At 38.9% G+C, this 12,755-nt stretch carries 11 protein-coding genes; 5 read left to right on the top strand and 6 right to left on the bottom strand.

Annotation, left to right across the window (positions count from 1 at the left end):
- Positions 1-70 precede the first annotated feature (70 nt).
- Together H6G06_RS20745 and H6G06_RS20740 are read right to left on the bottom strand one after the other, a co-directional pair.
- Entirely contained in the window at positions 71-196 is a 126-nt protein-coding gene (locus H6G06_RS20745; RefSeq protein WP_096572282.1) for a photosystem II protein Y, read from the bottom strand.
- Positions 197-421: 225 nt separating this feature from the next.
- The gene (locus H6G06_RS20740; RefSeq protein WP_190563570.1) at positions 422-961 is read right to left on the bottom strand and encodes a gamma carbonic anhydrase family protein; all 540 of its coding nucleotides are present in this window, start codon (positions 959-961) and stop codon (positions 422-424) included.
- Between the two features lie 239 nt (positions 962-1,200).
- Between H6G06_RS20740 and H6G06_RS20735 the strand changes: the two genes are divergently transcribed.
- From H6G06_RS20735 to H6G06_RS20725, 3 genes are all read left to right on the top strand, one after another.
- Complete coding sequence (locus H6G06_RS20735) at positions 1,201-1,713, top strand: TIGR02652 family protein (protein WP_190563568.1); 513 nt, start codon at positions 1,201-1,203, stop codon at positions 1,711-1,713.
- Between the two features lie 74 nt (positions 1,714-1,787).
- Positions 1,788-2,222: a VOC family protein gene (locus tag H6G06_RS20730; protein ID WP_190563566.1), complete on the top strand. Its 435-nt coding sequence runs from the start codon at positions 1,788-1,790 to the stop codon at positions 2,220-2,222.
- Positions 2,223-2,432: 210 nt separating this feature from the next.
- Positions 2,433-5,264: a M16 family metallopeptidase gene (locus H6G06_RS20725; RefSeq protein WP_190563564.1), complete on the top strand. Its 2,832-nt coding sequence runs from the start codon at positions 2,433-2,435 to the stop codon at positions 5,262-5,264.
- Between the two features lie 331 nt (positions 5,265-5,595).
- Here H6G06_RS20725 and H6G06_RS20720 read toward each other — a convergent pair whose 3' ends face one another.
- Positions 5,596-6,915: an alkaline phosphatase PhoX gene (locus H6G06_RS20720; protein ID WP_190563562.1), complete on the bottom strand. Its 1,320-nt coding sequence runs from the start codon at positions 6,913-6,915 to the stop codon at positions 5,596-5,598.
- A gap of 742 nt (positions 6,916-7,657) precedes the next feature.
- Here H6G06_RS20720 and H6G06_RS20715 point away from each other — a divergent pair.
- Both H6G06_RS20715 and H6G06_RS20710 read left to right on the top strand, forming a co-directional pair.
- Positions 7,658-8,305 carry a PEP-CTERM sorting domain-containing protein gene (locus H6G06_RS20715; RefSeq protein ID WP_190563560.1) on the top strand — a complete coding sequence of 216 codons (648 nt, stop codon included), beginning with the start codon at positions 7,658-7,660 and terminating at the stop codon, positions 8,303-8,305.
- Between the two features lie 419 nt (positions 8,306-8,724).
- Complete coding sequence (locus H6G06_RS20710; protein WP_422387057.1) at positions 8,725-9,108, top strand: sulfocyanin-like copper-binding protein; 384 nt, start codon at positions 8,725-8,727, stop codon at positions 9,106-9,108.
- Positions 9,109-9,281: 173 nt separating this feature from the next.
- On the opposite strand, the gene H6G06_RS20705 is transcribed toward H6G06_RS20710, so the two are convergent.
- From H6G06_RS20705 to H6G06_RS20695, 3 genes are all read right to left on the bottom strand, one after another.
- Complete coding sequence (locus H6G06_RS20705) at positions 9,282-9,548, bottom strand: hypothetical protein (protein WP_190563556.1); 267 nt, start codon at positions 9,546-9,548, stop codon at positions 9,282-9,284.
- Positions 9,549-9,699: 151 nt separating this feature from the next.
- On the bottom strand, positions 9,700-11,844 hold the full coding sequence (locus H6G06_RS20700) for a peptidase domain-containing ABC transporter (protein ID WP_190563554.1): 2,145 nt from the start codon (positions 11,842-11,844) through the stop codon (positions 9,700-9,702).
- Positions 11,845-12,265: 421 nt separating this feature from the next.
- Positions 12,266-12,508: a hypothetical protein gene (locus H6G06_RS20695; RefSeq protein ID WP_190563552.1), complete on the bottom strand. Its 243-nt coding sequence runs from the start codon at positions 12,506-12,508 to the stop codon at positions 12,266-12,268.
- Positions 12,509-12,755 lie beyond the last annotated feature (247 nt).

Here is a 12,755-nt window from a genome sequence, read left to right as displayed (position 1 = left end):
TTCTTTTGCCTCTTTGCCTCTTGCCTCTTGTCTTCTGTTCCCTATTCCCTGTTCCCTTAAATTACCTAAATTAAGCTTCTTTGTTCAAAAAGTTTTGTACTTGTCTAATAGCAGCAGCACCAATATTAAAAGCAGCCCAACCAGCTGCTATGGCTAGTGGTGCTAAAACGATGACTACACGGGTATCGATGTCCATATCTAGAAACCTCTGTTATGTAAAAATTAAAGTTTTGTCAACAGTTATCAATTTTTATTTTTATCTGAAGTGGGGTATTTTTCCAAGGGGAAGTGTAAAGAATGATGAAGTTGATCAGGAGGCAGAAGGCAGAAGGCAGGAGGCAGGAGTCAGGAGTCAGGAGGTTATTTATTCTCCCCTGCTCCCCTGCTCCCCTGCTCCCTATTCCCTTCTTACTGCCACCTGTCACCTGTCACCTGTCACCTGTCGAAAACCAATATCAGTCCCCTTGCCGGCGTGAACTAGGGCTAATTTATGGTATTTTTCGGCGTGTTCGATGAGTTCTGCTGCTTCGGTGTTTGTGAGTTGACGGGCGATTTTGGCAGGAATGCCTACTACTAGGGAAAATGGTGGGATGTCTTTGGTTACTACTGCACCAGCGCCAATGATGCTACTATGACCAACTCGGACTCCATTGAGAATGATTGCGCCAATGCCTATTAAACTCCCACGTTCAATATGGGCAGAATGTACCACAGCACGATGGCCTATAGTGACATGATCTTCTAAGATTGTTGGCAGACCAGGATCACCATGTAAAATGGCTCCATCCTGAATGTTTGTGCATTCGCCAATTTCAATGCGTTCTACATCCCCCCTAACCACTGCACCATACCAAATGCTTACCTCTGCTGCGATGTTGACTGAGCCGACAACAACGGCGTTGGTTGCGATAAAGGCAGCTTGAGAAAAATCGGGAGATGTCCAGTAGGAAACAGTAGACACGATAGAATATTGATATGGTACCCAGGAACACTCGAAAAACTCCAACCTTTGAGGCTGGTTGCACAACCAGGATATCACAGCCGTTTGGCCTATACGCTAAGGAAAGAACTGCTAAGAATTGTTTTTGCGGCAACTCCCTATTGTGTGGCGGTAAGCAACTAACTCAAAGTAGCAGAGCCGATGTGTTAAATCCAACCTATTGGTGCTGGTAAAAATAAAATTATGCTTGTACGCACTTCATGATCAATCCAGGCTTACAGTACCCAATATTTGGCCCTGAAATACAGTGTCCTCACTGTCGCCAGACTATTCCCGCGCTGACGCTGACTGATACCTATCTGTGTACGCGTCATGGCGCTTTTGAAGCGAATCCGAAAACGGGAGAGTTGGTACATCTCCAGTCGGGTCGTCATTGGCGTAGGTGGAATAATGAATGGTATCGACAACATACTCATCCTGATGGTATTCGCTTTGAAATTCACGAAGCGTTAGATAAGTTGTATACTCAAGGCTTTCGTGCTACACGGGTGATTATTGCTCGCCGCTATCAAGAGTTAATGAGTGGTTATTTGGAGCGTAGTAGTCCTTGGCGTTCTGGACAACCGGAAGCTGGTGCTGCTCGTTTGTATGGCTTACCAGTGGAATTTGGACCAGATCCAACTGAAGATCCATCCTGGGATGTGATTAATTTTGATTTGGATAAAGAACCTGGTGTACCAGTACGTTATCCTTATTTCCGGCTGTTTGAGTAAATTATGGCAATTTTAGGTTTTAGGTTGTAGATTGATCCTCAATCCAAAATCCAAAATCTAAAATCTAAAATTTTATGCACCATGCTTCTATTCGGACTGCTAATATTCACCGTGCGATCGCTTTCTATGAGCAGTTAGGATTTACTGTTGGCGATCGCTTCACTACAGGTTATACTTTAGCTTGCTGGATGGAAGGATTAGATAGCCGCATTGAACTAATCCAAATTCCTCAGCCTAAACCCGCACCCGATGCTTTTGCAGATGAGCATTATGTGGGTTATTATCATCTTTCCTTTGATTTAACTGAAACTGTGCCAGATTTGCACAGTTGGTTAGATAATTTAAAGGCAAAAATTGCTGTAGTAGCTGAGTTGCAACCCCTCAAAATCCTTTTAGAACCAACTCAGCAACAAATAGGCGATCGCATCCTAGAAGTCGCTTTCATCGCCGACTCTGATGGTTTACCCTTAGAGTTTATCCGGTTTTTGTCCAAGTTAGGTGACAGGTGACTGGGGAGCAGGGGAGCAGGGGAGCAGGGGAGCAGGGGAGCAGGGGAGCAGGGGAGCAGGGGAGCAGGGGAGCAGGGGGGAAATTTATTTTTCTTCTTCTTCTGAACTCCTGACTCCTGACTCCTTCTTCTGAAAATTTTCCAGAAAAATTAAATCACAACTGTATAAGTAAAAAAGTTGTAGTCTTATTTACTTATATCTAGAAAATATATGTTTGTTATTTCTGGCTTCCATCGTTATCGTGTCCCGCTATTTTTATTCATTTTCTCGCTGATAGCAGTGTTTTTCTTGAAGTTTCTGTCTTCCAACAGCCACAATTTCATGACAGCAACCTGGGAACATTCTCAGCAAATATTCGTAAGCGAAAAAACAAATAATCTTACAGTGACAAACAATGTCGAAAAGACAGTTCTGGAAAATGGCTTAACTGTTTTAACGAAAGAAGTCCATAATGCACCAGTTGTAACGGTGCAAGTGTGGTATAATATCGGTTCGGCTAAGGAATCACCAGGAATAAATGGTATTGCTCACCAGTTGGAGCATATGATGTTTAAAGGCACAAAAAACCGTCCTGTTCAGTTTGGACAGTTGTTTAGTGCTTTGGGTAGTGACTCAAATGCTTTTACTAGTTATGAGCAAACAGCATATTACAATACGGCGGAACGGGATAAACTGAAAGCACTGCTGGAACTGGAAGCAGACAGGATGCAAAATTTGCTAATTGATCCCCAGCAACTAGCCAGTGAGAAGCGGGTAGTAATTTCTGAGTTACGGGGTTATGAAAATAGTCCGAAGTACCGCCTCAAGAGTGCTGTGATGCAGTCTGTATTTCCTGAACATGGTTATGGTTTACCTACAGGTGGTACTCAAGCTGATGTGGAGAAGTTGACAGTTGAGCAGGTGCGGGAATATTACCAGAAGTTCTATAATCCTGATCATGCTATATTGGTGATTGTGGGAGATTTCCAAACTGCTCCAACTTTGGAAACAGTCAAAGATATTTTTGGCAACCTTCCTAAAAGTCAACAACCTTCCCAACTCCCCAAGTACCTAACTTCCCAAGTACCAACTTCTCCTATCGTTTTGCGAGAACCAGGTGCGGGTAAACTATTACAGATGATTTATCCACTTCCAGATGTAAATCATCCAGATGTACCGATTTTAGGGGTGATGGATTACATTCTGACAGGGGGAAAGAATTCTTATCTAAATCAGGTTTTGGTGAAATCAGGTCTGGCTAGTGATGTTTCTGCTCATGTCGCCAGTTTGCGAGCAATTGGCTGGTATGATTTATCTGTGTCTGCTGCACCAAATCAAGATTTACAAAAAATTAGTATTACTATTAATAACGCAATTACGAAACTTGTCAAAACTGGTGTAACAGTAGAGGAAGTTGAACGCGCTAAAAATCAAATTATCGCCTCTGTAATTTTAAACAGGCGTGATATCACTAGTCAAGGTCAGCAATTTGCTAATGATCTGTTAATTGCTAATGATTATAGATATACAGAACGATATCTAGAAAATGTCCGCAAGGTAAAAGCTGAGGATGTGATTGCTGTAATCAAGAAATATCTGCAACCACAAGCAGCAGCAGTTGGTTTTTTTGAACCTGGGGAAAATACCAAAGATGAGAATAATCAATCATCTTCATCTTCTGCTGCATCTGAAGAAAATTTGACTGCTGGTGTAACAGTAACTGCATCTGAGGTGATGAAGTATTTACCAAGTACGGTTGATGGCAGCAATAATTTAGATGATTTAAATAATTCCAATAATCAAAAAATAATACCACAGCGATTAACGCTTGTCAATGGTTTGCGGGTGTTATTATTGCCAGACAAGAGTAGTCCGACGGTGACTTTAGGTGGTTATATTAAAGCGGGTAAGGAATTTGACCAGGCTGAGAAAGCGGGGTTAGCTTCTTTGGTGGCGGCTAATTTGATGAATGGGACTAAAAGCAAGGATACATTAGCGATCGCTAATATTTTAGAAGCGCGGGGAGCGAGTTTAGATTTTACAGCGCAACGGGAAGGTGTGCGTATTCAGGGTAAGAGTTTACGGGAAGACTTACCTATTTTGTTAGAGACGATGACGGATGTTGTCAGAAATAGTACATTTCCGGCTCAGGAGTTGGAAATAAGTCGTCAACAGGCTTTAAATATGCTGAATGTAGATTTGAACGACCCTTATGAGGTGGCTAATAGGAAATTTATTCAATCTCTTTATCCGCAAAATCATCCATTGCATATTTTTCCGACCCCAAAAAGTATACAGCAGATTAAACGAAAAGAGGTGATTACTTTTAAACAAAAACATTATCGTCCAGATACGATGGTGTTGGTATTGGTGGGTGATTTTGATGTGGAGAAAGTGCGATCGCTAATTGAAAATCAATTTGGTGATTGGCGAGTCAATGGTAAACCACCGATGGTCAAATATCCCCCGATAGTGATGACAGATCAGGGAATGCGTGTTAATTCTGTTCTCCCTGGTAAATCTCAAGCTGTCACCTATATGGGTTATATAGGTATTAAACGCCAAGATCCCAGATTTTATCAAGCTTTGGTGTTGAATCAAATTTTGGGAGGGGATACTTTATCTAGTAGACTAGGGGCAGAAGTGCGCGATCGCTTGGGTTTAACATATGGAATTTATAGTAACTTCCAAGGGGGAAAGAATATTGGCACATTTTTGATTGAAATGCAAACCAACCCAGAAGATACTAATCAAGCGATCGCAACTACCCGTAAACTATTAAAACAACTACATCAGCATGGTGTTACCGCACAGGAAGTAGAAACCGCTAAAAATACTCTGATGAGTAACTATAATATTTCCCTATCTAAACCAGAGCAATTAACAACTAGAATGCTTATGAATGAAGTTTATGGACTAAATGAACTCGAATTACGCACTTTTGGTGAAAAAATCCAGCAAGTTAGCATCAATGAAGTTAATGAAGCTGCGCGTCAATTACTCGATCCTGATAAATTTGTGGTGGTGACAGCGGGACCTGCAATCATGGCACAACATAGATAAAGCGATTGGGGACTGGGGATAATTGGACTCGACCCCATCTACTTGATATTATAAACCTTGATATTATAAACCACGTCTACTTTGAAACCCATAGTTTTTTCTTAATCGGGTTTTGTTCCTAAATCCTATACTCTTCCCTGTTCCCTGTTCCCTTTTGAAAAACTCCAGTTCTCAACTTGGACGAGGTTTATATTAGACATCAGGAGAAAAAGAATGTAGAGACGTTCCATGGAATATCTCTACAATAATTCTAGAAAAAGCACATTTTATTTTCACCAAATGTGTATTACAAGGCAGTTTCAAGACTGAGAGCATGAATTGGGAAATATCATTAGATTCTAGTTTCCCAAGGACCCCAGATTGCCAAAGTAATACCAGGGTTTTGGATGTTGACAAACAGAGTCTGACCATCAGGAGAGAAGCAAGCTCCAGCAAACTCGCTATCACCATTATTCAAGGTGTTACGGGCTAAATCATAGAGTTGTCCCTGGGGAGTTACACCTCTTAAGAAATTAGGAGCATCCCCATCTTCACAGATAATGAGATCGCCATTCAAAGGTGCAATACAAATGTTGTCAGGCGCACGGAGAGTACCTGCACTTGGAGACTCTACAAACAGATCAAGTGTCTCAGTAGCAGGAATGTAGCGGAAGACTTGACCACGGCTTCCAGGTCCACCACTGGTACAACAGAAGTAAAATTCACCGTTACCGTACCAAATACCTTCCCCACGGGCAAATCTGGCTGCACCTAAGTTACGACCTTGTACCCGGACATTATCTGTAGTTGGATTAGGAATAGGAATGTCTACCCAATTTACATTCCATCTTTGTCCTATATTGAAACCACTAGCAGTGTTAACACTACCAGCACTACTGCTATTGGTACCTATTCTGAGAGCTTGGAGTCTACCACCTTCTGCTAACTTGCCAGGTACGTTGGGGATAAAGCGGTAGAAGAGGCCATCTCCTCTATCTTCAGTCTGGTAAACAATGCCAGTTGCGGGGTCTACAGCCACAGCTTCATGATTAAAGCGTCCCATAGCAGTGAGAGGTACTGCCTTTACAGGCCCGGTGGCACTCGCCGGAATCTCAAAGTTATAACCGTGTAACTGTACACGTTCGCTACTTGTTCCACTTACATCTTCTTCACAGGTAATCCATGAACCCCAAGGAGTTGGGCCACCCGCACAGTTACGAATAGTTCCACCAAGAGAGGCAAACTGTTTAACTAGCTGACGATTGGAATTTACAACTAAGGTTGTAGTACCACCTCTGCAAAGAGCATCATAAGCCAAATCACTGGGTACTTGTACTTTTCCAGTAGTGCCAGTGCCGCCAATTTCGTGGTTACAAATCAAGATGGTTGTGCCTCTGGGTCCTTGGAAGGCTGCCATACCATCATGGTTGCTAGGCACTGGATTACCATCAGACATGAGATTACCCGTGCGAGATATCTCCCGATACTGGAATCCTGCTGGTACTGCTAAAAGTCCGTCAGCACCGGGGAAAAGCGGACCATATCCTATAGTCGTAGGCGTTGTTTGACCAAATGCTGCTCTAGCAAGAAGACCTTCTAAAGGAGAGACTGCTAAAGTGGTAGCCGCAGTTGCACCTGCCAAGGTAAAGAACTTACGTCTTGATAATGTCATCTGGAAATTTTTGGTTATGTAAAATGTTAACTAAACGTCTAATGTGAATTAGTTCTTCAATGTTGAGACCATTGTGATTTTATTAATGATCTCTAAAACTACTGTTCTGTAAAGTCTGGCAACCTTTAGGTGATAACAGGATGTTTAAATTCACATTAGCCTTAATTATTAAAATATGTGATGTTGATTAAGCTTTGGTAATGATTGATTTAATAAAAGGTTGGTTGTTATTAGTAGCTTTTTTAGAATATTTCCTCAATAAAAAGCAAAATTGTTGATATTAAAGTTTCCATATCAATTAGGCTCTATTCCCAAAGATTACATCCGCTGATAAATACCAGGGAAAATTTTTAGATGGATAAAATAACAACGATAAGTTAAGGATAGTTAAAGATTGATTTAACTAATTGAAAAAATATACTTTTTTCAAAAACTCGAATTTATCTTTTTGATTTTTTTAGAGAAAATCAGTTCAATTTACATTTATGGAATTGAATCTAATGATAGAATCTCCCCAAAGGCACTTTTTTAGAAATGGATTAGGTCAAATAAGATCAATATTTCTATGACCCTACGTTAAAGCATCTGAACTACAGGAAGTAAGCTGACGGCATTGGTTACATCCTCTGTTATCGTGCTTAGTTGGTTATGGAAATTCAATTTCTAAATTTCACCTTTTGTTAAGCTAACCAAAAATTAGCTGATAGCTAAAACAACATCACAATAGTTGGCATCAAAAAAAATGAAAAGCATTTGCAACCAAATCAAAGCGACAGTAGCTGTTGCTGCTGTTTCCTCTGTTGCGACTTTTGTTAATATTCCTAGTGCGAATGCAGCCTTATTCGGTCTTAATTGGACAGGAGCGCAAGGTTATTCTGCTAAAGGGCAGTTCAGTTTTAGCGATAATTTTTCAGGTAGTGTCGTTACCCAAAATCAGCTAGAGACATTTACTCTTTCCTTCTTCAACCCCACTGGCAATTTATTAAAAACTTTCGCTTACGATTTCTCAAGTCCTACGACTAGTCCTAGCTCTAGCTTCAATTTCAACTTCGATACAGTCACCAAGACTATTCTGCAATCAGGCAGTTATAACACATCTACCGGCTTTGACTTGGGAAATGAAGCTACCTTTTCTGGCAATGGCTTATTATTCTATACCTTCCAAGACTCTTCACAAGGATTGGCAACCGCTACCATTTTCTTAAAGCCAGATGACCTGAACCCAGAAACCTGCGTTATTAGCGGAGGGTGTAATTATGATTTTGGTGGTCAGTTAACAGCAAATAGAATCCCTGAACCTGGAACAATTTTCGGTTTGTTGGTACTTGGTTCTGTGGCTGGATTCTTAAAGAAAAAGTCAGCTTCTGCCTCAGCAATCAAGCTAACTTAATTAAAAATCAAACTAATTGACTATTATTCTAGCTAGAGTACCCAAAATGTGCAGGGCTAGAACTGCAAAAAATGTGTCAGGGACTTATGCAAATAAGTCTCTGTAGACTTGTGGCGCAGTCTGTGATATCGTTTAAGGCTAAACAGTTGTCATTGCGATCGCTGCCAAGCAATCCTAAAAGCTTACGCTCACTTAGTTATACTTGCCATCATATATTGCCAGTAATTAAGCTGACTTAATATCAACTCAGGTGACAGGTGTCATAAATAGGCTTAGATGGTAGATAATAGTCAGAGATGTTACTGACTACCAAGATGAAAATATATTGTCATCTGACGAAGATTACCCAACGTCTATATTCAGTCATTTATTTATTCACATTGCTAGTTTTTTTAAGTTTCATCGGTGCAACTCCAGCAATGGCAGGGAATTTATCTGGTGATATACTCAAACAAGCACCGACAGAAATTACCGTCAGTTTGGGTAATGCTGCGGGTGAACTTAAATTTGAGCCAAATTACCTGGAATTTGAAATTGGTAATCGGTACAATCTGCGGTTAACTAATCCTAGCCCTGTCAAGCACTATTTTACGAGCAAAGATTTTGCTGATGCGATTTGGACACAAAAAGTTGAAGCCGGGAATGTAGAAATTAAAGGTGCTATTCATGAACTAGAACTAAAACCCGGTGCAGAAGCGCAATGGGTATTTGTTCCCCTCAAATCAGGAAAATATCGTTTACGTTGTACGATCGCTGGACATTCAGAAGCGGGGATGGTTGGAGATATTGTGATTAAATCCTGATCTATCATCAGAATCAGGATTCACAGGATTTGAGGATGTACAGGATTTCTAGATGTGAATTTTTCCTGAAAAAATCCGCAAAATTTAGAGGTTAGACTGTTGACAACAATAACTAGGGGTTGCTGAAATATTCTTCTACAAGAATCTAAAAGAAAAACTCACAGGGAGGGTAACTACAGAGGAAGTTCAAAAACAGGACCATCTTCATTCAAAGGATAGTAGAGTGTTGTACCTGATTTACCTTTCTGCTCACCACCAAAGATACCAGGTATAAATTCATTAAATCCAAGAACTTTACCTGATGGAATCACACCATCTGGTTTTTGGCTAGGTACTGCCACAAATGCCGGTTCAGCAGTATATCCACCTACTACCTGTGCAGCTTCCGTATCAGTAATTTCTGCCCAGAGATTTGATTCTTGGGGGTTTTGAGAAGTCATGATGTTTTTACCTTGTTTTAAAACAGATCTCAATAACAAACATAATATCTGACTTTCCGTAAATATAACTATCAAAAAAACTAATTTTTATCATAAATAATTGTAGGATGTGTTTTCTAAATAAAAACGCAAATTTGCTATATTTTCATAGTTAAGGAATTAAAAAATCTAAATGTTCTCCAGATTCAGCTTGTAAATCTTCTGGAGTTCCTTCTATTTTCAACTGTCCTTTATCCAACATAATAATAAAATTAGCACGTCTAATCACTCTGGGACGATGACTAATCATAATTGTAGTGTTACCCTGACGATAATATAGAAGTTTATCCAAAACTTGGGTTTCTAATATAGGGTCAAGTGCGCTAGTAGATTCATCTAAGATTAAAATAGGTGGGTCTGTAACAATAGCTCTAGCTAAAGCTAATCTTTGTTTTTGTCCACCAGAAATATTCACCCCAAACTCTCCTAAAACCGTTTGATAATTATCTGGTAAATCATTAATAAATTCATCAGCACCAGCAATTTGACAAGCTTTAACAATCTGTTCAAAAGTCGCATAAGGATGACTAAAAAGGAAATTATCTAAAATCGAACGACTCCAAAAATGTGGTTCTTGGGGAACTAAGATTACTTGTTGACGAATGCTAGATAAAGATAAATCTTTTTGGTTATAAATTCCCAATCTAATACTACCAGATTGTAAGGGATATAAACCAGCAATTAATTTAACTAGGGTACTTTTTCCACAACCAGATTTACCAATTAAAGCTGTAACTTTACCCCCAGGAATATTAATAGAAAAATCTTTTAATAAATCGGTTCTTCCTGCATGGTGAAAATTCACATTAGTACAGATGATATTAGCATCTTCAGGAATTTTTGCATCTGGTTTACGTTGTTGATTTTCATCTTCTGGGGTACTATCAATGACTTCTGTAATTCGTTGGGTTGCAGTTTGCACACGAGCAAATTTATCTATAAAATCAATTACAGTAGTAATTAAAGCGATGAAATTACCATTCATTGCATTAAAAGCCAATAATTGACCTATACTCAATTCTTTACTAATAACTAAACTACTACCAAACCACAAAATAGCCAGATTACCTAAACCGGAAACTAACCCAGAAAATACATTATTAATAATAGTAATTTGAATAGTGCTAAATGTGAGATTTGCCAAACTCCCAAAACGGGTTTGAATTTCTTCCCAAGCTTGTGGTTCAGCGTTAGCCGTTTTTAAAGTTAGCATTCCTTTAAAAGTTTCTACTAAAACCCCTTGGTTTTCAGCTTCTTTGATTAAAACATTACTGATTTTTCGCCGTAAGGTAGGAAGAAAGATAACTGTTGAACAAGTCATTAATAAAGAAGACAAAATAGTTAAAACCAGTAATTTATAACTGTAAAATAACATAAATCCCAAGGAAACCACAGCAATAAAAGTTTGGCTGGGAAGACGCAGTACAACTTGGGAAATTAGCTGATTAATTTCTTGAATATCACGTAAACGGCTGACAATTTCACCACTACGGCGTGATTCATAGTAAGTTAGGGGTAGTCGCAGGATTTGTCTACCAAAATCTAAAATTAGTCCTAATTCTAAACGTTGGGCAAAATTGGCAATCATATTAGATTGTACTAACTTTAAAGTACTACTAAAAAGGTTCATAAGAACCACACTAATACCCACTGTAGTTAGTAAATCTGTGTCTCCTCTAACTAAAACATCATCTGTAAGAATTTGAATTAAAAAAGGTGAAGCTAGAGATAATATTCCCATGACTAAATTTAGGAAAATTGCCTCAGTTAAAATATGACGATAAGGTAAAACACGGGCTAAAAAACGTCTGAAATCACCAACCTGATCAGACTCTTGCTGATAAAAACGAATTTCATCAGGTATTAATAACAGCATGATCCGATTTACCCAACCTGTGATTAGTTCTTCACGGCTGAGATAACGAATACCCACACCGGGATCTGCAACTATGTATTTTTTACCTTTTTGACCGTATAAAACTACCCAATGATAGCCTTTCCAGTGAATAATTGCTGGAAGTGGTGCTTGATGGAGTTGATCTATTAGTTCTGGAGTCGCCCTAACTTGACAGGCGTTAAAACCGAGATTTTCTGCACCACGTTTTAAACCTAAAAGTGTACTACCTAGTTGTCCTGTACCCACTGCTTCCCGCACATGGTTAATAGTAAAGGTACGTCCGTAATGTTTGGCTATGGTAGCAATACAAGCAGCACCACAATCTTCTTCACTGTGTTGCAGAACTATCGGATATTTCATCTACTGTTAGAAAATCAAAGGTTAAAAACTTTATACCATGTTCTTTTGTTTGTCTTAGTGTCTCGTTAAAAATATACAGCAGATTGCAAATAAATCAGATATAAATTTTTATCATAAAGCTATATAATAATAGACTTTCAACCCTCTTACCTGCTATAAGTAGGTAGGCGTTAAAAATTGTCGTTATGACAAGGCAGGAGGCAGGAGGGAAGAGGTTTTCAGGAACTTTACATTTTTTTTACATACCTCGGTTTTTTCGTGCCGACTTACTTAGTAAGCAAATATGTTAAGTTAAGAAATTATCAAAAATTAACTGGTAATTAGTAAACTGAAAACCTTAAATAACTATTTTCAAAAAAAGTCAGTATCTACTATTAGTAAATCACTGACTTGCCGGTTTCAAAAAGGTAATGTTTAAAATTTATGAGAAAAATTTCTTAATAGCTCCATTCTTGGTGGTAACAATTCCTAAGATAGTGGATGTTTTGTCTGCATCATAACCTGGTGTATCAGATACTATTACTCCTATTTCATAAATTCTTTCTCCTATTTCTTGTATGGTTGGAGGGTTTCCACCACTAATTGCTTCACTTTGAGTATCAGTAATTTCTTCCCAAAGTTGGCTATTAAGGAATAGTTGTTTAGCTGTTTCTTGATTGAACATTTTGATTTACCTCAAAAATACAAAGATGAACAATTGACGACAAAAAAGAATCAAAAGAGAAAGATACTCTTTTCTGTGTATTTTTACTGATTTTATGCTTTGATAATTAGAATATGTCCTTGTAAATAAGCGTGGTTTCACTGATGTGCCACTTTATCATCTGTCTACAAATTACAACACTTTCTTAGGCACTAAACACTCATACACTAAAAGATTTATAATTCTGTAACTTGTCACCTGTCACCTA

Source organism: Anabaena sphaerica FACHB-251, from assembly GCF_014696825.1.
In the GTDB taxonomy this organism is placed as follows: Bacteria; Cyanobacteriota; Cyanobacteriia; order Cyanobacteriales; family Nostocaceae; genus RDYJ01.
Note: the sequence above shows the minus strand (reverse complement) of the source record. Positions and strands in the feature narration are given on the sequence as shown.

Coding starts and splice junctions, on each gene's coding strand:
- H6G06_RS20720 (WP_190563562.1), bottom strand. CDS start 6,915: ATGACATTATCAAGACGTAAGTTCTTTACCTTGGCAGGTGCAACTGCG.
- H6G06_RS20695 (WP_190563552.1), bottom strand. CDS start 12,508: ATGTTCAATCAAGAAACAGCTAAACAACTATTCCTTAATAGCCAACTT.
- H6G06_RS20735 (WP_190563568.1), top strand. CDS start 1,201: ATGATCAATCCAGGCTTACAGTACCCAATATTTGGCCCTGAAATACAG.
- H6G06_RS20730 (WP_190563566.1), top strand. CDS start 1,788: ATGCACCATGCTTCTATTCGGACTGCTAATATTCACCGTGCGATCGCT.
- H6G06_RS20725 (WP_190563564.1), top strand. CDS start 2,433: ATGTTTGTTATTTCTGGCTTCCATCGTTATCGTGTCCCGCTATTTTTA.
- H6G06_RS20715 (WP_190563560.1), top strand. CDS start 7,658: ATGAAAAGCATTTGCAACCAAATCAAAGCGACAGTAGCTGTTGCTGCT.
- H6G06_RS20705 (WP_190563556.1), bottom strand. CDS start 9,548: ATGACTTCTCAAAACCCCCAAGAATCAAATCTCTGGGCAGAAATTACT.
- H6G06_RS20710 (WP_422387057.1), top strand. CDS start 8,725: ATGGCAGGGAATTTATCTGGTGATATACTCAAACAAGCACCGACAGAA.
- H6G06_RS20745 (WP_096572282.1), bottom strand. CDS start 196: ATGGACATCGATACCCGTGTAGTCATCGTTTTAGCACCACTAGCCATA.
- H6G06_RS20700 (WP_190563554.1), bottom strand. CDS start 11,844: ATGAAATATCCGATAGTTCTGCAACACAGTGAAGAAGATTGTGGTGCT.